The sequence below is a fragment of the Roseobacter sp. FCG-D35 genome (genome assembly GCF_033436665.1).
Classification (GTDB): domain Bacteria; phylum Pseudomonadota; class Alphaproteobacteria; order Rhodobacterales; family Rhodobacteraceae; genus JAWQFO01.
Window position 1 is genome coordinate 594,444 of the sequence record NZ_JAWQFO010000001.1, and the last position, 17,227, is coordinate 611,670.

Below are 17,227 nucleotides of genomic sequence, written 5' to 3' on the forward strand. Positions count from 1 at the left end.
CTGCCGCCCCCTCAGTTCGCCGCCACTTGCGTCGCGGCCTCGGCCGCGGCGAGTGCCGTGTCGTAATTGTCGACCAGCGCCGCCACCGACGGGCCGATGATGTCCAGCACCAGCGCCGGGTAGACGCCGAGCAGCAGCGTCATGGCGACAAGCGGCGCGAAGATCCAGCGCTCGCGGCGGTCCATGTCGGTGATCGCGCGCAGGCTTTCCTTTATCAGGTCGCCGAAGACCACGCGCCGGTAAAGCCAGAGTGCGTAGGCCGCCGAGAAGATCACGCCGGTCGTCGCCACTGCCGCGACCCAGGTGTTGACCTGGAAGGTCGCCATCAGCGTCAGGAATTCGCCGACGAAACCCGAGGTCCCCGGCAGGCCGACATTGGCCATGGTGAAGAGCATGAAGATCAGCGCATAGGCCGGCATCCGGTTCACGAGACCGCCATAAGCGTCGATGTCGCGCGTGTGCATGCGGTCGTAGATCACGCCGACGCAGAGAAAGAGCGCGCCGGAGATAAATCCGTGGCTGAGCATCTGGAAGATCGCACCGTCGACGCCCTGCTGGTTGGCCGCGAAGATACCCATGGTCACGAAGCCCATGTGGGCGACGGACGAGTAGGCGATGAGTTTCTTCATGTCCTCCTGCACCAGCGCGACCAGCGAAGTGTAGACGATGGCGATGGCGCTCATCCACAGCACCAGCGGCGTCATCACCTCGGAGCCCACCGGGAACATCGGCAGCGAGAAGCGCAGGAAGCCGTAGCCGCCCATCTTGAGCAGGATCGCCGCCAGCACCACCGACCCTGCGGTGGGGGCCTGGACGTGCGCGTCCGGCAGCCAGGTGTGCACCGGCCACATCGGCATCTTGACCGCGAAAGAGGCGAAGAAGGCAATGAAGAGCAGCGTCTGCAACCCGCCGACGATCTGGATGCCCATCAGGCTGAAGGTCTCGAAGTCGAATTGGTGAACCAGCAGCTGCTCGATGTCCGTGGTGCCCGCTTCGGCATACATGCCCACCATCGCCACCAGCATCAGCACCGAGCCGAGGAAGGTGTAGAGGAAGAACTTGAACGAGGCGTAGATCCGCTCCTTGCCGCCCCAGATGCCGATGATCAGGAACATCGGGATCAGCCCGGCCTCGAAGAACAGGTAGAAGAGCACGAGGTCCAGCGCCACGAAGACACCGATCATCAGCGTCTCGAGCAGCAGGAAGGCGATCATGTACTCCTTGACCCGGGTGGTCACGTTCCAACTGGCCGCGATGGTCAGCGGCATGATGAAGGTCGTGAGCATCACGAAGAGCACCGAGATGCCGTCGACACCGAGCTTGTACTTGAGCCCGAGCAGCCACTCGGCCTCCTCGACGAACTGGAAACCGGTGTCGTTCGGATCGAAGCCCGCGAGGATGAAAAGCGAGACGATGAAGGTGGCCGTGGTGGCAATCAACGCCAGACGCTTGGCGTTGAGCTGCGCCGCCTCGTCCTCGCCACGCAGGAAGATCGCGAGGATCAGCGCCGCCAGCGCGGGGATGAACGTGACGATGGAAAGAAGCGAGTTGTCCATCACTGCGCTCCTCCGCTGAGCGTCATCCAGGTGACGAAGATCGCGATCCCGATCACCATGGCGAAGGCATAGGTAAAGATGTAGCCGGACTGCGCGCGGCCCGCGAGGCGGGTGAAGAAGGGCACCACGCCCATCGCCACGCCGTTGAGGAACCCGTCGATGACGCTGCCATCGCCGCGCTTCCACAGCGCGCGCCCGATGCCCTTGGCCGGCTGGACGAAGATCACGTCGTAGATCTCGTCGAAGTACCACTTGTTCTTGAGGAAGAGGTACAGCGGGCGCTGGTTCTCGGCCAGTCGGCCGGGCAGCGTCGGGTTCCAGATGTAGAACCACAGCGCCATCAGCAGGCCGGTCAGCATCGCTACGAAGGGCGAGACCTTGACCCAGGCCGGGGCGGCATGCGCGTCCTCGAGCACGTGGTTGTCGGGTGCGATGTAAAGCGCGCCCTCGCCCGGTGCGCCGATGAAGGTGCCGTGATGATCGTCGCCATGACCTTCGCCATGATCCTCGGCCGCGTCGCCGTGGCCTTCGTCGGCTGCGGTGGCGACGGCATCGCCGTCTGCCGGAGTTTCGCCAGCGTCGGACTCCGTGGCCGCCGCGGTCTCTTCCGCGCCCTGTTCCGCATCGTCCTCGGCATGCACTTCGGCCTCGCCATAGGGAATGCCGTAGAAGCGCGCGACCTGATCGGCGTGACCGAAGAAGCTGTTGTACCACAGCATCCCTGCAAAGACCGAGCCGACCGCAAGCACACCCAGTGGGATGAGCATGGTCTTGGGGCTTTCATGGGCATGCTCGTGCGTGTGCTTGTCGCCACGCGGCTTGCCGAAGAAGGTCAGGAAGATCAGGCGCCAGCTGTAGAAGCTGGTGAAGGCGGCCGCCACGACCAGCAGGATGAAGCCATAGGACGATCCGCCCGCCCAGGCGCTTTCAATGATCGCATCCTTGCTGAGGAACCCGGCAAAGCCGATGTGGGTCAGCGGGATGCCGACGCCGGTGATCGCCAGCGTGCCGATCATCATCGCCCAGAAGGTGTAGGGGATCTTCTTGCGCAGGCCGCCGTAGTTCATCATGTCCTGCTCGTGGTGCATCGCGTGGATGACCGAGCCGGCCCCGAGGAAGAGCATCGCCTTGAAGAACGCGTGGGTGAAGAGGTGGAACATCGCCGCCGAGTACATGCCGACGCCCGCCGCAACGAACATGTAGCCGAGCTGCGAGCAGGTCGAATAGGCGATCACGCGCTTGATGTCGGTCTGCACCAGACCCACGGTGGCCGCGAAGAACGCGGTGGTCGCACCGACGACGGTCACGAAAGCCGTGGCCTCGGGCGCGAATTCCATGATCGGCGACATCCGGCAGACGAGGAAGACGCCCGCCGTCACCATCGTCGCGGCGTGGATCAGGGCGGAGACCGGCGTCGGGCCTTCCATCGCGTCCGGCAGCCAGGTGTGCAGGAAGAGCTGCGCCGACTTGCCCATCGCGCCGATGAAAAGCAGCACCGCGACGAGGTTGGCCGCGTTCCATTCACCCCAGAGGAAGGTCAGCTGCGTCTCTGCCAGATCGGGTGCTGCCGCGAAGACGTCGTCGAAGCGGATGCTGTCGGTCAGGAAGAACAGCGCGAAGATACCAAGCGCGAAGCCGAAGTCGCCGACCCGGTTGACCACGAAAGCCTTGATGGCCGCGGCATTGGCCGAGGGCTTGCGGTAGTAGAAGCCGATCAGCAGGTAGGAGGCCACGCCGACGCCTTCCCAGCCGAAGAACATCTGCACGAGGTTGTCAGCGGTCACAAGCGCCAGCATCGCGAAGGTGAAGAAGCTCAGGTAGGCGAAGAAGCGCGGCTTGTAGACCTCGCCGTCCCGCCACTGCGGATCGTGATCCATGTAGCCGAAGGAGTAGAGATGCACGAGCGAGGACACCGTGGTGACCACGATGAGCATGATCGCGGTCAGCCGGTCGAGCCGGATCGACCAGTCGGTCGACAGCGTGCCGCTTTCGATGAAGCGCAGGATCTGGATGTGCTCGGTCGTGCCGTCGAAGCTGAAGAACACGATCCAGCTCAGCAGCGCCGAGAGGAACAGAAGGCCCGTGGCGATCCACATGGCGACCTTCTCGCCCAGGAACTTCCAGCCGAAACCGCAGAGCAGGCTGCCGATCAGGGGCGCGAAGAGGATGATCTTTTCCATGCCCCTTACCCTTTCATCACGTTGACGTCTTCCACGGCGATGGTGCCGCGGTTTCGGAAGAAGCACACGAGGATCGCAAGGCCAATGGCGGCCTCGGCCGCGGCCACGGTCAGCACGAACAGGGTGAAGACCTGCCCGGCGAGGTCGCCGAGGTGGCTCGAAAAGGCCACGAAGTTGATGTTCACCGACAGCAGGATCAGCTCGATGCTCATCAGCAGGATGATCACGTTCTTGCGGTTCAGGAACAGCCCGAAGATGCCTATGACAAAGAGCGTCGCCGCCACTGTCAGGTAATGTTCAAGTCCGATCATGTTGTCCCTCGGTGCCTATTCTCCCGGCTTCGCCGGTGAGCCTTGTTCTTCAGTTCCGCGCCTGTCGCGTCAGAGGATCGAATATCCGCCGAGTACGACGATCAGTACGACGACGAGAACGATGATCGTGGTGCGAGACATGTCTTGATCCTTTTTGATGGACGGTCCCGCGCGGGACCGGATGGTGCGGGAGAGGTGTCAGAGCCCCTGCCCCGGTTTCACGTCCTTGAGTTCCATTGCCAGCTTCGGATCGCGCATCATCTGCGCGACGACGTCCTGGCGCTTGACGTCCTGGCGGTGGCGCAGGGTCAGCACGATGGCCCCGATCATCGCGACCAGCAGGATCAGTCCGGCAAGCTGGAACAGCAGGAAATAACGGTCATAAAGCAGCAGCCCCAGAGCCTCGGTATTGTGCCGGTCGGCGGGGGTCACGTCGAGGCGCAGCCCTTCCGCCGCGGCGCTGGCGTCCCAGGCGCCGAAAGCCATGACGAACTGCATCAGGATCACCAGCCCGATCAGCAACGCCAGCGGCATGTACCGGGCCATCTCGGCCTTGAGCTCGGCGAAGTCGACGTCGAGCATCATCACGACGAAGAGGAACAACACCGCCACCGCGCCGACATAGACGATGATCAGCAGCATCGCCACGAACTCCGCGCCCAGAAGCACGAAGAGGCCCGCGGAGCTGAGAAAGGCGAGGATCAGCCAAAGCACCGAATGCACCGGGTTGCGGCTTATGACGGTGAACAGCCCGCCGGTGATCACGCAGATCGCGAAGAGGTAGAATGCGAAAACGCTCATGCCACGTCGTCCTCTTTCTCGTCCATGACCTGCTGGGCCAGTTCCAGAGCCCTTGTCATGGCAGGCAGGCCGGCAAAGACCGACATCTGCCCGATGGTCTCGATGATGTGCTGCTTGGTGGCCCCGGCCTCAAGCGCGTGGCGCACCGTCTGGCGCACGCCGACATCGTTCTGTGCGCCCTGCATGGTCAGCCCCGCAAGCGTCAGCAGCAGCCGGGTGCGCGCGTCGAGCCCACCCTCGTTGATGGTGTTGCCGAACATCATCTCCATCATGTCCTTCGGCATCGTGCCCCAGAGTTTTTCGAACCCCTTGGGCGTGAAGGCTTCCATCGCGGGAAAGGCCTTCGCCATCTCCTGCGCTTGCTCCATCATCGTCACGAAGGGGTTCTTCTGCTCGGTCATCTGTAGGGCGCGTCCATCTCGAGGTTGCGCGCGATCTCGGCTTCCCAGCGTTCGCCGTTCTCGAGCAACTTTTCCTTGTCGTAGAACAGCTCCTCGCGGGTTTCGGTGGAGAACTCGAAGTTCGGCCCCTCGACGATGGCATCCACCGGGCAGGCCTCCTGGCAGAAGCCGCAGTAGATACACTTGGTCATGTCGATGTCGTAACGCGTCGTGCGGCGCGAGCCGTCGGCGCGCGGCTCGGCATCGATCGTGATCGCCTGAGCGGGACAGATCGCCTCGCAGAGCTTGCAGGCGATGCAGCGTTCCTCGCCGTTGGGATAGCGTCGCAGCGCATGCTCGCCACGGAACCGCGGCGAGAGCGGACCCTTTTCGTGCGGGTAGTTGACCGTGGCCTTGGGTCCGAAGAAATACTTCAGGCCCAGCTTCATGCCGACCCAGAAATCCTGCAGGAGGAAGTACTTCGCGGCGCGGGTATAGTCGGTGTTTGCCATGTCAGTCCTCGTCCTCGATCTTGCTGCCGCCGTGCAGCGCCGCCCAGTCGCTGAGCGCGGTCACGATGCCGCCGTCCTCGACCTCGGTGAGATCGCCGGACTGCGGGTCGGCCAGTTTCACGACGAATTTCGTGCCGATGAAGGCGGCCAGGTCCAGCAGCTCCTTGTTCGGCGCCTTCGCGATGGCTTCGGCCAGTGTCTGCATCTCAGGCCCCGACCCAGCGCGCGTAGGCGCCCCAGAACCAGTCGAACTTGGCCGCGAAGGCCACGAAAACCACCCAGGCGAGGCTGAACGGCAGGAACACTTTCCAGCCCAGGCGCATCAGCTGGTCGTAGCGGTAGCGCGGCGTGATCGCCTTCACCATCGCGAAGAGGAAGAAGAAGAACGCCATTTTCGCGACCATCCAGATCACGCCGTCGGGCAGGCCCGGGATCGGCGACAGCCAGCCGCCGAAGAACAGCAGCGAGGTCAGCGCACACATCAGGAAGATGGCGATGTACTCGCCAGCCATGAAGAGCAGGAAGGGCGTCGAGGAATACTCGACCTGGTAGCCCGCGACGAGTTCGGATTCCGCTTCCGGAAGGTCGAAGGGCGGACGGTTGGTCTCGGCGAGGCACGAGATGAAGAACAGGAAGACCATCGGCAGGTGCGGCAGCCAGTACCAGCTGAAAAACCCGTAGTCGCCGTCCTGTGCCGCAACGATGCCCGAGAAGTTCAGCGAACCCGACGAGATGATGACGCCGATGATGATCAGGCCCAGCGACACCTCGTAGGAGATCATCTGCGCCGCGGATCGCAGGCTGCCGAGGAAAGGATACTTCGAATTCGACGCCCAGCCACCCATGATCACGCCATAGACCTCGAGCGAGGAGACCGCGAAGACGAAAAGGATGGCCACGTTGATGTCCGACAGCACCCAGCCGTCGTTGAACGGGATGACCGCCCAGGCCAGCATGGCCAGCACGAAGGACGTCATCGGCGCCAGCATGAACACGGTCTTGTCCGCACCGGCCGGCACGACGACTTCCTTGACCACGTATTTCAGCGCGTCCGCGACGGTCTGCAGCAGGCCGAAGACGCCGACCACGTTCGGCCCGCGCCGCATCTGCACGGCGGCCCAGATCTTGCGGTCCCCGTAGACCAGAAACAGCAGCGAGATCATCACGAAAGCCACGACCGCGAGGCACTGCGCGAGGATCAGGATGAAGATGCCGAAGGGAGAGCTGAAGAAGTCGGCCATGGGTCCTCACACACTCGGAATTCTGTTTTCGGCGCAGTCGGCGGCCACGACTTCGGCGTCGATGGCGCCCAGCCCGCGCGGCAGGGATGGCGAGATCGTGTAAACAGCATCTGCCGTCCACACGCCAGCCTCTTCGGAGACATTTGTGCGCAAATGACGTGCGAATCCGTAGCCTTGCGCCAGCGTGTAGCGCGCCGCCGCGCAGTCGGCGTAGCGCGTCACGTCGCCGGGTTCCAGTGCCTTTGTCATCGAGGCCACGACCTGCACCAACTCGCGGTCGAGCGGAGTCGCCCGCACGCCGAGATAGTCCGGCACGAGATCCTCGGCCGTGGGTGCCGCCGAGGCGCAGCCGGCGAGGGCCAGCAGGGATATGCAGGCGCAGCGGATCATTCCGCCGCCATCGGCTCCTGCCGGCGCGCCTTGGCGTTGGCCGAAAGTTCCGCCATCAGCTGGCTCGCGCGCGCAATCGGGTTGCTGAGGTAGAAGTCCCGCACCGGGCTCTTGAAATCGCCCGCGCCAAGCTTGCCCTTTTCCAGCAGCACGGCGGGATTCTCGGCGACCTCGTCGATCCGGCCGAGATGCTTGAACGCCTTGACCAGCGCCTGGCGCAGCTGCGCGATGCTGTCGAACGGCAGTTTTTCACCCGTTTCTGCCGAGAGTGCGCGCAGGATCGCCCAGTTCTCCTTGGCCTCTCCCGGTGCGAAGCCCGAGCGCAGGGCCAGTTGCGGACGCCCCTCGGTGTTGACGAACAGCCCGGTCTCTTCGGTGTAGGCCGCGCCCGGCAGGATCACGTCGGCACGATGCGCGCCGCGGTCGCCGTGGCTGCCCTGGTAGATCACGAAGGGACCGTCCGCGATTTCGATCTCGTCAGCGCCGAGGTTGTAGATCACCTCGGCCCCGTCGAGGGCCGCGTCGATGCCGCCCTCGGTCACCGCGCCGATATCCATGGCACCGACCCGGCTGGCGGCGGTGTGCAGCACCATCAGCTTCGCGCCCACGGCTTCGGCATGGGTGACGGCCTGCGCCAGAACCGCGGCGCCGTCGTCACCGGTCAGAGCGCCCTGCCCGACGATGATGACCTTGGCGCTGTCCTTGTCCGCGCCGCGGGTGTTGCCGGTTTCCTTTTCCAGCGCCGCGCGGTCGGTGCCGACGTGCACGTAATCGTAGGTCAGGTCGACCGCCTCGCCGATCAGTCCGATGGTCGCCCCGCGCATCCAAGCCTTGCGGATGCGCGCGTTGAGCACAGGCGCTTCGACGCGCGGATCGGTGCCGACCAGAAGCACCGCGCTGGCGGTATCGACATCCTCGATCGTCGCGTTGCCGACGTATCCGAACCGGTTGCCCGCCGGCAGCTTGGCGCCGTCGGTCCGACATTCGACCTTGCCGCCCAGGCCCTCGACCAGCGCCTTGAGCGCAAAGGCCGCCTCGACCGGGGCGAGGTCACCAACAAGGCCCGCGACCTTTTTGCCCTTCATCGCCTTGGCCGCCGTCGACAACGCCTCGCCCCAGCTTGCCGGGCGCAGCTTGCCGTTCTCGCGCACGTAGGGCTTGTCGAGCCGCTGGCGGCGCAGACCGTCCCAGACAAAGCGGGTCTTGTCCGAGATCCATTCTTCGTTAACGCCGTCGTGGTTGCGCGGCAGGATCCGCATGACTTCGCGACCCTTGATGTCGACCCGGATGTTCGAGCCGAGCGCGTCCATCACGTCGATGCTCTCGGTCTTGCTCAACTCCCAGGGCCGCGCGGTGAAGGCATAGGGTTTCGAGACCAGCGCACCCACCGGGCAGAGGTCGATGATGTTGCCCTGCAGGTTCGAATCGAGCGTCTCGTTCAGATACGAGGTGATTTCGGCATCTTCGCCGCGCCCGGTCTGACCCATCTGGTGGATGCCCGCAACCTCGGTGGTGAAGCGCACGCAGCGCGTGCAGGAGATGCAGCGCGTCATGTGGGTCTCGACCAGCGGCCCGAGGTCGAGATCGGTTACCGCGCGCTTGGGTTCGCGATAGCGGCTGAAATCGACCCCGTAGGCCATCGCCTGGTCCTGCAGGTCGCATTCACCGCCCTGGTCGCAGATCGGACAATCGAGCGGGTGGTTGATGAGCAGGAACTCCATCACCCCTTCGCGGGCCTTCTTGACCATCGGCGAGTTGGTCTTGACCACCGGCGGCTGGCCCTCGGGTCCGGGGCGCAGGTCGCGCACCTGCATCGCGCAGGAGGCGGCGGGTTTCGGCGGGCCGCCCACGACCTCGACAAGGCACATCCGGCAATTGCCGGCGATGGTCAGGCGCTCGTGGTAGCAAAAGCGCGGGATCTCGATCCCGGCCTGTTCGCAGGCCTGGATCAGGGTCATCGCCCCGTCGACCTCGATTTCCTGTCCGTCGATGATGATCTTGCGCAGGTCAGACACGTCTCACCCTTTCAACTGTTTCCAAGCGGCGAAAAGGTCCGTGACCTTCACACCTTCGATTTCCATATCCGAAAGGTTCGCATCCGTGATGCGAACCCCGGTCATGTTCACGTTGCGGAACGTCGCCCCGGAAAGGTTTGCGTCGTCCACTGCCAGATCGCGCATGTCGACGTTCGAAAGTCGCGATGCGGTCAAGGCGGCGTTGCGCGCCTCGATCCGGTCGCTTGTGTCGATCAGCGTCACGGCCATCTCAGTTTGCCCTCAGGAGTGAGCCGATGGACGAATTGCGGTCGATCTCAGCCTTTCCGAGGGCGCAATAGCCCTGCACATCTCCCACGGCAACCCCCTTGCTCTTCAGCCAGCTGTAACCGCGTTTTTTCATCCGTTCCTTCTCGGCGTCCGAGCGCACGTAGGCTTGGATTTCGCCTTCGGTGTACCCCAGTTGCAGCGCCCGGCTCTCGAGCCCCTTGATCCGGCTGTAGGCGCGGACCATCCGGGCCGAAATGTCCGGGCAGGTCTTTCGGATCTCGTTCGCGATCCCGATCCAGAGCAGCCCGTCGTCGATTTCCGCCACATCCCGCAGGTGCGGTTTCGCCGCCAGCGGCGTCGCCGCAAGGGACAGGGCAACCATCGTCATCATCAGTGCACGCATTCCAGTTCTCCCATTGCCAGTTTCACTGGCATAGAGGTGGGGCGGCAGGTCGCGGCTATCCAATAACACGCCAAGCGATGCGATGCACCGGGGCGATATGCCGCCGCGTCCCTCACTGCGGGCAGGCGCCCTGCAGGGTCAGCGTGTCGTCAGAGATCGGCAGGCTGGCGCTGTCGGGTCCGACGGTCCAGCGGATATCCGACGAGCCGTAATCCGCGACGCAGTAGACGATCGCCTGGTACTCGGCGGCGCGCCGGGCGCCCGTCAGCGAGGCCGAGACCGGTTTCGCGGTCACGGTGAACATGTGGCGCTCGTCGCCCCGGGCGAGTTTCGTGCGGAACGGCTGGCCGTCGAAAAAGACCTGCTTGCGGTTGTTGGCAGAGCAGCCCGCCACGATCACAAGCGCAAGCGCAAGGGTCAGAACCGGTTTCATGCAATCTCCTTCATCAGCCCACCCGCGAATGCACCGGCCTGTGAACCGGTTCCTTGTCGATCACCGCGATCGAGTCGTGAACGTGAAGGCCGGACACCCGCTCGGACAACCCGGGATGGTGCAGGCCCTCCTTGTGGTACCAGCGATGCATGTCATCCGCCAGTTCCGCCATGAACGCAAAGAAGTTCGTCCGCGTCCCGTGTCCGCCACCAAAACGCGGCAGATAGGCCGTGTGCAGGTCTTCGACCATGTAAAGCCCGCCCTGATCGAGCAGCGGGAACAGATGCCGGAAGGTTGCCCGGACGTGCGCCATGCGGTGGCTGCCGTCGTCGAGCACGACATCGAGCCCGCCCATCTCCGCGACCACCTCGGACAGGAACTGCGTATCCGTCTGGCTGCCGATGCGCACCGCGCCCGCCGCGCCGTCATAGGTCGCGCAGTCCGGGTCCGTGTCGATTCCGAAAAGCGTTGCCTGCTCTCCTAAGTAGCGGCGCCACATCTGCAGCGAGCCGCCCTTGTGGACGCCAATTTCGAGAAACCGGACCGGACGATCGCGAAAACGCGCGAGGTAGCGGTCGTAGAGGGGGATGTAGTGATGCCATTTGTGCACCACGGCCCCGGTGTTGCCCGCGAAGATCTCGAGCAATTCCCCGTCGAAGCCGTACTTGCCACGGATGTCGGCGGCAACGTCGGCTTCCTCGTCGAAACGAAAGCGTCTCATGCGGTGGTTTCCGCCGCGCGACCCATCGGCCTCACCCCGCCGCCGGTGCGCAGCGGTTGCCGCGCCACGCGCTGGCGTCCTTGGCGTGGGCCCAGCCGAAGGCGTGATCGCTGTCGCCATGCGCGCGCAGGTGGTCGAGTCGTTCGAGCGCCTCGGCCAGCGTCGGACGGTGGCCTTCGGGCACCCACCACATGACGAAATGCATGTCCTGCAGCGTCTCGAACCACTCGGCGCGTCGATTGTAGAACTGCTTGTGCACGGTGCCCCAGACGAAGGTCTCGAGCGACGCGACGTCCTCCCAGACCGTCAGGTTCGCAACACTTCGGGGATCGTCGCCAACCGGGTTTTCCAGGTTGCCCGTGTTGGGCTCGCCAGAGCCCTGCATCATCCACACGAACCCCGGCATGCGCCTGCCAAGCCCATTGATCCGGTCGAGCGCCATCACGAAGTCGCGCACGCGCCGGTCGTCCGGGTCGTGGCGCAATTGCCCGACGTTGAGTTGGGCGAGGTTATGGCCGGCGCGACGCATCAGGCGAACCCCGCGAAGACCGCCATGATCGCGATCAGCAGCATCATCAGCCAGCCGAAGACATAGGCGAAGCTGCGCGGCCCCATGTTGGCGGACCCGATGCCCTGGACATGTACCCAGACCATGACGACGCGGGCCAGAACCGCGAGCGAGGCGAAGAGGTTGACCCAGAATGGCGCGGCACCAGTCAGAACCGCCGCCGCGATCACCGCCGCGAAGATGCCGGCGTTCTCGGCCGCGTTGGCGTGGGCGCGCGATATCCGGTAGCCCTTGCGCGCATAATCCGCCGGCGGGCGCTGACCCGGCGTCACGCCCGCCCTGTCGCGTGCGATGCCCGCCAGCGGCGCAAGCAGCAGCGCGATGAGCGCGTAAAGCGCCAGCGAGACGGCGGCGTGCGAGTAAGGCGCGAGGATTTCCATAGGCCTACTCCGCCGCGATCGTCGATGGGTGCGGACCGCGCTTGTGGCGGATGCGATCCTCGATCTCGTCCCGGAAATGCCGGATCAGGCCCTGGATCGGCCAGGCCGCGGCGTCGCCGAGCGCGCAGATCGTGTGGCCCTCGACCTGCTTGGTCACGTCGAAGAGCATGTCGATCTCTTCCGGCTGGGCATCGCCCGTGACCAGCCGGTCCATAACCCGCATCATCCAGCCGGTGCCTTCGCGGCATGGCGTGCACTGGCCGCAGCTTTCATGCTTGTAGAACTTCGACAGCCGCCAGATGGCCTTGATGACGTCGGTCGACTTGTCCATCACGATCACCGCCGCGGTGCCCAGCCCCGACTTCTGCTCGCGCAGGTAGTCGAAGTCCATGATCGCGTCCTTCATCTGCGCCCCCGGGATCAGCGGCACGGACGATCCGCCGGGGATCACCGCCTTGAGGTTGTCCCATCCGCCGCGGATGCCGCCGCAATGGCGCTCGATAAGTTCCTCGAAGCTGATCGACATCGCCTCTTCGACGACGCAGGGGTTGTTGACGTGGCCCGAGATCGCAAAGAGCTTGGTGCCGGCGTTGTTGGGCCGGCCGAAGGACGAGAACCATTCCGGCCCGCGCCGCAGGATGGTCGGCACCACCGCAATGGATTCGACGTTGTTGACCGTCGTCGGGCAACCGTAGAGGCCCGCCCCCGCCGGGAACGGTGGTTTCATGCGCGGCATGCCCTTTTTGCCCTCGAGGCTTTCCAGAAGCGCTGTTTCTTCGCCGCAGATGTAGGCGCCGGCGCCGTGGTGCAGGTAGAGGTCGAAGTCGTATCCCGATCCGCAGGCATCGCGGCCGATCATCCCGGCCTCGTAGGCCTCGTCGATGGCCGCCTGCAGCGCCTCTTTCTCGCGGATATATTCGCCGCGGATGTAGATGTAGCAGGCATTGGCCTTCATCGCGAAGGAGGCGATCAGGCAGCCCTCGATCAGCGTGTGAGGATCGTGCCGCATGATCTCGCGGTCCTTGCAGGTGCCGGGCTCGGATTCGTCGGCGTTGACCACGAGATAGGCTGGGCGGCCATCGCTTTCCTTGGGCATGAACGACCACTTGAGGCCGGTCGGGAAACCGGCGCCGCCGCGCCCGCGCAACCCGCTGGCCTTCATCTGGTCGATGATCCAGGCGGGACCCTTTTCGAGAATGCCCTTGGTGCCGTCCCAGTGGCCGCGCGCCTGCGCCCCCTTCAGGGAACGGTCGTGCATCCCGTAAAGGTTCGTGAAGATCCGGTCCTTGTCCTCGAGCATTGTGTGTCCTTCATGCGGCCGCCCTTTGGCGGTCTAGCTGTTGTCGTCCGTCCGCGACGCCTTGCGCGCGCGCCAAATCTGAGCCGTCACCACCAGCGCCCAGAAGAGCGCGGCAAGCGCCGCGAAATCGAAGAGCAGCGCATAGCGACCCGGTAGCCCGGTTGCTGGCCCGAGGAACTGGGCGCAGAGCCAGAGCAGGATCGCGCCGGCGATCACCAGGCTCACCGTCCGGCTCTTGCGGGCCAGCGCCTTGTCCAGCTCTGCGTCCATCGCCCCGGTCTCAGCCCTTCTTCTTGCGCGAGAACTCGGTCTCGCCGCCTGCGGCAAGCGTCTTTGCCTGGTCGATCCAGTTGTCGCGTTCGATCCGGCCCTTGAAGCGCAGGCGGTTATCGACCCAGGCGATCTCTTCCGGTCCCCAGGCGGCCACCTGGTCGAAATGCCAGATACCGAGTTCGTTGAGCGTCTGCTCGAGCTTGGGTCCGACGCCACCGATCAGTTTCAGGTTGTCGCCGCTGCCGTCGCGCGGGCTCTGCATCAGCGCGGGTTCGCTTTCATCGGCCGACGTCGAGGCGGCGGGTGTCTTGGCCGGTGCCTCGCCGTCGCCTTCCCCGTACTTCCAGCTTCCCTTTCGCGAGGCGAGCTCGTCCTGCCCTGCCAGCGCCGCGCTCGGCTTGACCTTCGCATCGGAGTTGGCGGCTGGCGTTTCCGACACCAGAGTCGCCGGCGCTTCGGGTGCAGGCGCGGGGTCCGGGGCTTTGGCGCTTGCCATCTCGGGATCGGCGGCAGGCGCGGTTGTCGCTGGCGCGGTCACCGGGTTCGAGGTCGAACGCGGCGAGGCCGTGTCGCCACAGCGGAACGAGACCAGAACCATTCCCAGAACGCCGGTGAACAGCAGCCCGGAAATGAGCGCGGTCAGGAAATCGAACCCCGACAGGAGCAGAACGAGGATGAACATCACGACGCCGCCACCGGCCGCCATCATCCAGCTTTTCTTTCTGCACTCGTCCATGTTGTCTGTCAGGTCGGTCAGTTTGTCACTCATCGGTCGAATCCCCCCTGCGCGTCATTGCGCCAATCGTTGCTGTTCAGTCTTCGTAAGTGCCTTCCTTCTTCGCCCGCGCCGAAAACTCGGTTTCCGCACCGCCGGCCAATTCCTTCGCCTGTGTCACCCAGTTGTCGCGGCTGACCCGCCCCTTGAAGCCTTCGAGGTTCTGGTCGACCCAGGCAATCTCCTTGGGCCCCCAGTTCGCGATCTGGTCGAAATGGTAGAACCCCATGGACTGCAGGAGCGACTCGAGCTTCGGTCCGACCCCCTTGATCATCTTCAAATCGTCGGCAGCGCCGTCGCGCGGAGCGTCGAGCGTGGCGGGTTTGGTGCCTGCGCCCGTGTCCGTATCCGCGTTGTCTGCCGGTTTCGGGTCCGCAACCGAATCCTCGTCCGCTGCCATGCCCTCGGGGTCTTCCTTGGAGGGTGGCTTTGCGCGCGAACCGGCCTGCGCTTCCTGCTCAGTTACCCCGGTGTCGTCGGCAGGCTCGCCATCCGCAGGACGCGGCTCTTCGATATCTTCGGACGGCCGTGCGTCTGCGTTGGCCGCGTTGCGCTGCCACGGTGTGACAAGCGGCACCTCGGTGCCGTCGATGCGCTTGACCGTATCACCGATGTCCACCGCCAATTGGACCGAGGCGTTGTACTGCGTGCGACCGCTTTCGTGATCCCGCAGCGAGGTCAGGCCGTGCAGCGGTTCGGAGGCATAGCGTCCGTTCTGCGGGCCCGGCACCGGAACCTTTCCGGCCGCCAGTCCATCGATGATCTCGCCCATGCGCTCGGCGGTCAGATCCTCGTAGTAGTCCTTGCCGATCTGCGCCATCGGCGCATTCGAGCAGGATCCGAGGCATTCCACCTCTTCCCAGGAGAACTTTCCGTCCGCCGATACCTCATGCGCCCGCGCGGCGATCTTGTCCTTGCAGACGCCGATCAGGTCCTCGGCACCGCAGATCATGCAGGAGGTGGTGCCGCAGATTTGGATATGTGCAACGGATCCAACGGGTTGCAGCTGGAACATGAAGTAGAACGTGGCGACTTCGAGCGCCCGGATGTAAGACAGTCCCAGCATCGAGGCGACGTGTTCGATCGCCGGGCGGCTCAGCCAGCCTTCCTGTTCCTGCGCGCGCCACAAAAGCGGGATGATGGCGCTGGCCTGCCGGCCTTCGGGGTACTTGGTGATCTGCCCTTCCGCCCAGGCCTGGTTGTCCGGCGTGAAGGCGAAGCTTTCGGGCTGTTCGGGGTGCAGGCGACGCAGCATCAGATGGTTTCCCTAAATGTCTCGAACCGCTCGAGAAAGAGCAGCAGTTTTTCCGTCAGCAGCGGCAGTTCGGTCTCGACGAAGGTCACGAAGAGGCTGCGCGCCCAGAGCGCCAGCGCCACGAGGTACCCGCCCATCAGCACGACGAAGGACAGAATCCCCATCAACAGCCCCGCCATACCCGACCCGCTCGAGGCACCGACCCGCCCGGCCAGCCAGAAAGCCAGCAGGAAGACGGCGAGAAACCCGAGGCCGATCCAGGTGATCAACGGTCGATCTCCCCGAAGACCACGTCCATCGTGCCGATGATCGCCGCCACGTCGGCCAGCTGGTGGCCGGTCGAGATGTAGTCCATCGCCTGCAGGTGCAGGAAACCGGGCGCGCGCAGCTTGGCGCGATAGGGCCGGTTGGTGCCATCGGCGACGAGGTAGACTCCGAACTCGCCTTTGGGCGCCTCGACCGCGCAATAGACTTCGCCCTCGGGCACGTGGAAGCCCTCGGTGTAGAGCTTGAAGTGATGGATCAGCGCTTCCATCGAGGTTTTCATGTTCGACCGGCTCGGCGGCGTGATCTTGCCGCGCGCGAGGATCTCGCCCGGCTCGGTGCGCAGCTTCTCGATGCATTGCTCGATGATGTGCACCGACTGGCGCATCTCTTCCATGCGCACCAGGTAGCGGTCGTAACAATCGCCGTTCTTGCCGACCGGGATCTTGAAGTCGAACTCGTCGTAGCATTCGTAGGGCTGCGCGCGCCGCAGGTCCCAGGCCAGCCCCGAGCCGCGCACCATCACGCCCGAGAAGCCCCATTCCTGGATGTCCTCTTCGGTCACGATGCCGATGTCGGCGTTGCGCTGCTTGAAGATGCGATTCTCGCTCAGCAGCCCGTCGATGTCGTCGATGACCTTCGGGAATTCCTTGGCCCAGGCCTCGATGTCGTCAATAAGGTCGGGCGGCAGGTCCTGGTGGACCCCGCCGGGCCGGAAATAGGCGGCGTGCAGACGCGCCCCGCAGGCGCGTTCGTAGAAGATCATCAGCTTTTCGCGTTCCTCGAAGCCCCAGAGCGGCGGCGTCAGCGCGCCGACGTCCATGGCCTGCGTGGTCACGTTGAGCAGGTGATTGAGCACCCGCCCGATCTCGGAATAGAGCACCCGGATCAACGAGGCGCGGCGTGGCACCTCGACGCCCGTCAGCTTCTCGATAGCCAGGCACCAGGCGTGTTCCTGGTTCATCGGCGCCACGTAGTCGAGCCTGTCGAAATACGGCAGGTTCTGCAGGTAGGTCCGGCTTTCCATCAGCTTCTCGGTGCCGCGGTGCAGCAGGCCGATATGCGGATCGCAGCGCTCGACGATCTCGCCGTCGAGTTCCAGGACAAGGCGCAGCACGCCGTGCGCCGCCGGGTGCTGGGGCCCGAAGTTGATGTTGAAGTTGCGGATCTTCTGCTCGCCCGTGAGCGCGTCGTCGAAACCCTTGGAGCCGTCCATCATC

The 17,227-nt window shown here is 64.5% G+C and carries 22 protein-coding genes; all 22 read right to left on the bottom strand.

What is annotated here, in order from left to right:
- Positions 1-11 precede the first annotated feature (11 nt).
- Positions 12-1,556 carry an NADH-quinone oxidoreductase subunit M gene (locus R5H30_RS02710; RefSeq protein WP_318326451.1) on the bottom strand — a complete coding sequence of 515 codons (1,545 nt, stop codon included), beginning with the start codon at positions 1,554-1,556 and terminating at the stop codon, positions 12-14.
- Complete coding sequence (nuoL, locus tag R5H30_RS02715) at positions 1,556-3,736, bottom strand: NADH-quinone oxidoreductase subunit L (RefSeq protein ID WP_318326452.1); 2,181 nt, start codon at positions 3,734-3,736, stop codon at positions 1,556-1,558. The genes R5H30_RS02710 and nuoL overlap by 1 nt, the downstream gene beginning before the upstream one ends.
- A gap of 5 nt (positions 3,737-3,741) precedes the next feature.
- A complete protein-coding gene (nuoK, locus tag R5H30_RS02720; RefSeq protein WP_318326453.1) occupies positions 3,742-4,047 on the bottom strand; it encodes an NADH-quinone oxidoreductase subunit NuoK in 306 nt (101 codons plus the stop codon).
- 198 nt (positions 4,048-4,245) lie between these two features.
- Positions 4,246-4,848, bottom strand: a complete 603-nt coding sequence (locus R5H30_RS02725; protein ID WP_318326455.1) for an NADH-quinone oxidoreductase subunit J — start codon at positions 4,846-4,848, stop codon at positions 4,246-4,248.
- Complete coding sequence (locus R5H30_RS02730) at positions 4,845-5,249, bottom strand: carboxymuconolactone decarboxylase family protein (protein WP_318326456.1); 405 nt, start codon at positions 5,247-5,249, stop codon at positions 4,845-4,847. Before R5H30_RS02730 ends, R5H30_RS02725 begins: the two co-directional genes overlap by 4 nt.
- Positions 5,246-5,740, bottom strand: a complete 495-nt coding sequence (gene nuoI / locus R5H30_RS02735; protein ID WP_318326457.1) for an NADH-quinone oxidoreductase subunit NuoI — start codon at positions 5,738-5,740, stop codon at positions 5,246-5,248. Before nuoI ends, R5H30_RS02730 begins: the two co-directional genes overlap by 4 nt.
- Position 5,741: 1 nt before the next feature.
- Positions 5,742-5,945: a hypothetical protein gene (locus tag R5H30_RS02740; protein WP_318326458.1), complete on the bottom strand. Its 204-nt coding sequence runs from the start codon at positions 5,943-5,945 to the stop codon at positions 5,742-5,744.
- A gap of 1 nt (position 5,946) precedes the next feature.
- Complete coding sequence (gene nuoH / locus R5H30_RS02745; RefSeq protein WP_318326459.1) at positions 5,947-6,981, bottom strand: NADH-quinone oxidoreductase subunit NuoH; 1,035 nt, start codon at positions 6,979-6,981, stop codon at positions 5,947-5,949.
- A 6-nt stretch (positions 6,982-6,987) separates the two neighbouring features.
- The gene (locus tag R5H30_RS02750; protein ID WP_318326460.1) at positions 6,988-7,371 is read right to left on the bottom strand and encodes a YNQ4 family lipoprotein; all 384 of its coding nucleotides are present in this window, start codon (positions 7,369-7,371) and stop codon (positions 6,988-6,990) included.
- Positions 7,368-9,386: an NADH-quinone oxidoreductase subunit NuoG gene (nuoG, locus tag R5H30_RS02755; RefSeq protein WP_318326461.1), complete on the bottom strand. Its 2,019-nt coding sequence runs from the start codon at positions 9,384-9,386 to the stop codon at positions 7,368-7,370. Before nuoG ends, R5H30_RS02750 begins: the two co-directional genes overlap by 4 nt.
- Before the next feature lie 3 nt (positions 9,387-9,389).
- Complete coding sequence (locus R5H30_RS02760) at positions 9,390-9,635, bottom strand: pentapeptide repeat-containing protein (protein WP_318326462.1); 246 nt, start codon at positions 9,633-9,635, stop codon at positions 9,390-9,392.
- Between the two features lies 1 nt (position 9,636).
- Positions 9,637-10,038, bottom strand: a complete 402-nt coding sequence (locus R5H30_RS02765) for a DUF5333 domain-containing protein (RefSeq protein WP_318326463.1) — start codon at positions 10,036-10,038, stop codon at positions 9,637-9,639.
- A 112-nt stretch (positions 10,039-10,150) separates the two neighbouring features.
- Positions 10,151-10,471 carry a hypothetical protein gene (locus R5H30_RS02770; RefSeq protein ID WP_318326464.1) on the bottom strand — a complete coding sequence of 107 codons (321 nt, stop codon included), beginning with the start codon at positions 10,469-10,471 and terminating at the stop codon, positions 10,151-10,153.
- A gap of 13 nt (positions 10,472-10,484) precedes the next feature.
- Positions 10,485-11,192, bottom strand: a complete 708-nt coding sequence (locus R5H30_RS02775) for a class I SAM-dependent methyltransferase (RefSeq protein ID WP_318326465.1) — start codon at positions 11,190-11,192, stop codon at positions 10,485-10,487.
- A 31-nt stretch (positions 11,193-11,223) separates the two neighbouring features.
- A complete protein-coding gene (locus R5H30_RS02780) occupies positions 11,224-11,721 on the bottom strand; it encodes a DUF3291 domain-containing protein (RefSeq protein WP_318326466.1) in 498 nt (165 codons plus the stop codon).
- Positions 11,721-12,140: an MAPEG family protein gene (locus R5H30_RS02785; protein WP_318326468.1), complete on the bottom strand. Its 420-nt coding sequence runs from the start codon at positions 12,138-12,140 to the stop codon at positions 11,721-11,723. Before R5H30_RS02785 ends, R5H30_RS02780 begins: the two co-directional genes overlap by 1 nt.
- A 4-nt stretch (positions 12,141-12,144) precedes the next feature.
- Positions 12,145-13,440: an NADH-quinone oxidoreductase subunit NuoF gene (gene nuoF, locus R5H30_RS02790; RefSeq protein ID WP_318326469.1), complete on the bottom strand. Its 1,296-nt coding sequence runs from the start codon at positions 13,438-13,440 to the stop codon at positions 12,145-12,147.
- 33 nt (positions 13,441-13,473) lie between these two features.
- Entirely contained in the window at positions 13,474-13,710 is a 237-nt protein-coding gene (locus R5H30_RS02795) for a DUF5337 domain-containing protein (RefSeq protein WP_318326470.1), read from the bottom strand.
- Between the two features lie 10 nt (positions 13,711-13,720).
- Positions 13,721-14,482: a helix-hairpin-helix domain-containing protein gene (locus tag R5H30_RS02800; RefSeq protein WP_318326471.1), complete on the bottom strand. Its 762-nt coding sequence runs from the start codon at positions 14,480-14,482 to the stop codon at positions 13,721-13,723.
- A 43-nt stretch (positions 14,483-14,525) separates the two neighbouring features.
- Complete coding sequence (locus R5H30_RS02805; RefSeq protein WP_318326472.1) at positions 14,526-15,743, bottom strand: NADH-quinone oxidoreductase subunit E; 1,218 nt, start codon at positions 15,741-15,743, stop codon at positions 14,526-14,528.
- The gene (locus R5H30_RS02810; protein ID WP_318326473.1) at positions 15,743-16,012 is read right to left on the bottom strand and encodes a hypothetical protein; all 270 of its coding nucleotides are present in this window, start codon (positions 16,010-16,012) and stop codon (positions 15,743-15,745) included. The genes R5H30_RS02805 and R5H30_RS02810 overlap by 1 nt, the downstream gene beginning before the upstream one ends.
- Positions 16,009-17,223, bottom strand: coding sequence for an NADH-quinone oxidoreductase subunit D (locus R5H30_RS02815; RefSeq protein ID WP_318326474.1), 1,215 nt, complete (start codon positions 17,221-17,223; stop codon positions 16,009-16,011). The genes R5H30_RS02810 and R5H30_RS02815 overlap by 4 nt, the downstream gene beginning before the upstream one ends.
- Between the last annotated feature and the right edge of the window lie 4 nt (positions 17,224-17,227).

What these genes read in the sequence shown, in the direction of transcription:
- R5H30_RS02710 (WP_318326451.1), bottom strand. Translation starts at nt 1,556, where the DNA reads ATGGACAACTCGCTTCTTTCCATCGTCACGTTCATCCCCGCGCTGGCG.
- nuoL (WP_318326452.1), bottom strand. Translation starts at nt 3,736, where the DNA reads ATGGAAAAGATCATCCTCTTCGCGCCCCTGATCGGCAGCCTGCTCTGC.
- nuoK (WP_318326453.1), bottom strand. Translation starts at nt 4,047, where the DNA reads ATGATCGGACTTGAACATTACCTGACAGTGGCGGCGACGCTCTTTGTC.
- R5H30_RS02725 (WP_318326455.1), bottom strand. Translation starts at nt 4,848, where the DNA reads ATGAGCGTTTTCGCATTCTACCTCTTCGCGATCTGCGTGATCACCGGC.
- R5H30_RS02730 (WP_318326456.1), bottom strand. Translation starts at nt 5,249, where the DNA reads ATGACCGAGCAGAAGAACCCCTTCGTGACGATGATGGAGCAAGCGCAG.
- nuoI (WP_318326457.1), bottom strand. Translation starts at nt 5,740, where the DNA reads ATGGCAAACACCGACTATACCCGCGCCGCGAAGTACTTCCTCCTGCAG.
- R5H30_RS02740 (WP_318326458.1), bottom strand. Translation starts at nt 5,945, where the DNA reads ATGCAGACACTGGCCGAAGCCATCGCGAAGGCGCCGAACAAGGAGCTG.
- nuoH (WP_318326459.1), bottom strand. Translation starts at nt 6,981, where the DNA reads ATGGCCGACTTCTTCAGCTCTCCCTTCGGCATCTTCATCCTGATCCTC.
- R5H30_RS02750 (WP_318326460.1), bottom strand. Translation starts at nt 7,371, where the DNA reads ATGATCCGCTGCGCCTGCATATCCCTGCTGGCCCTCGCCGGCTGCGCC.
- R5H30_RS02760 (WP_318326462.1), bottom strand. Translation starts at nt 9,635, where the DNA reads ATGGCCGTGACGCTGATCGACACAAGCGACCGGATCGAGGCGCGCAAC.
- R5H30_RS02765 (WP_318326463.1), bottom strand. Translation starts at nt 10,038, where the DNA reads ATGCGTGCACTGATGATGACGATGGTTGCCCTGTCCCTTGCGGCGACG.
- R5H30_RS02770 (WP_318326464.1), bottom strand. Translation starts at nt 10,471, where the DNA reads ATGAAACCGGTTCTGACCCTTGCGCTTGCGCTTGTGATCGTGGCGGGC.
- R5H30_RS02775 (WP_318326465.1), bottom strand. Translation starts at nt 11,192, where the DNA reads ATGAGACGCTTTCGTTTCGACGAGGAAGCCGACGTTGCCGCCGACATC.
- R5H30_RS02780 (WP_318326466.1), bottom strand. Translation starts at nt 11,721, where the DNA reads ATGCGTCGCGCCGGCCATAACCTCGCCCAACTCAACGTCGGGCAATTG.
- R5H30_RS02785 (WP_318326468.1), bottom strand. Translation starts at nt 12,140, where the DNA reads ATGGAAATCCTCGCGCCTTACTCGCACGCCGCCGTCTCGCTGGCGCTT.
- nuoF (WP_318326469.1), bottom strand. Translation starts at nt 13,440, where the DNA reads ATGCTCGAGGACAAGGACCGGATCTTCACGAACCTTTACGGGATGCAC.
- R5H30_RS02795 (WP_318326470.1), bottom strand. Translation starts at nt 13,710, where the DNA reads ATGGACGCAGAGCTGGACAAGGCGCTGGCCCGCAAGAGCCGGACGGTG.
- R5H30_RS02800 (WP_318326471.1), bottom strand. Translation starts at nt 14,482, where the DNA reads ATGAGTGACAAACTGACCGACCTGACAGACAACATGGACGAGTGCAGA.
- R5H30_RS02805 (WP_318326472.1), bottom strand. Translation starts at nt 15,743, where the DNA reads ATGCTGCGTCGCCTGCACCCCGAACAGCCCGAAAGCTTCGCCTTCACG.
- R5H30_RS02815 (WP_318326474.1), bottom strand. Translation starts at nt 17,223, where the DNA reads ATGGACGGCTCCAAGGGTTTCGACGACGCGCTCACGGGCGAGCAGAAG.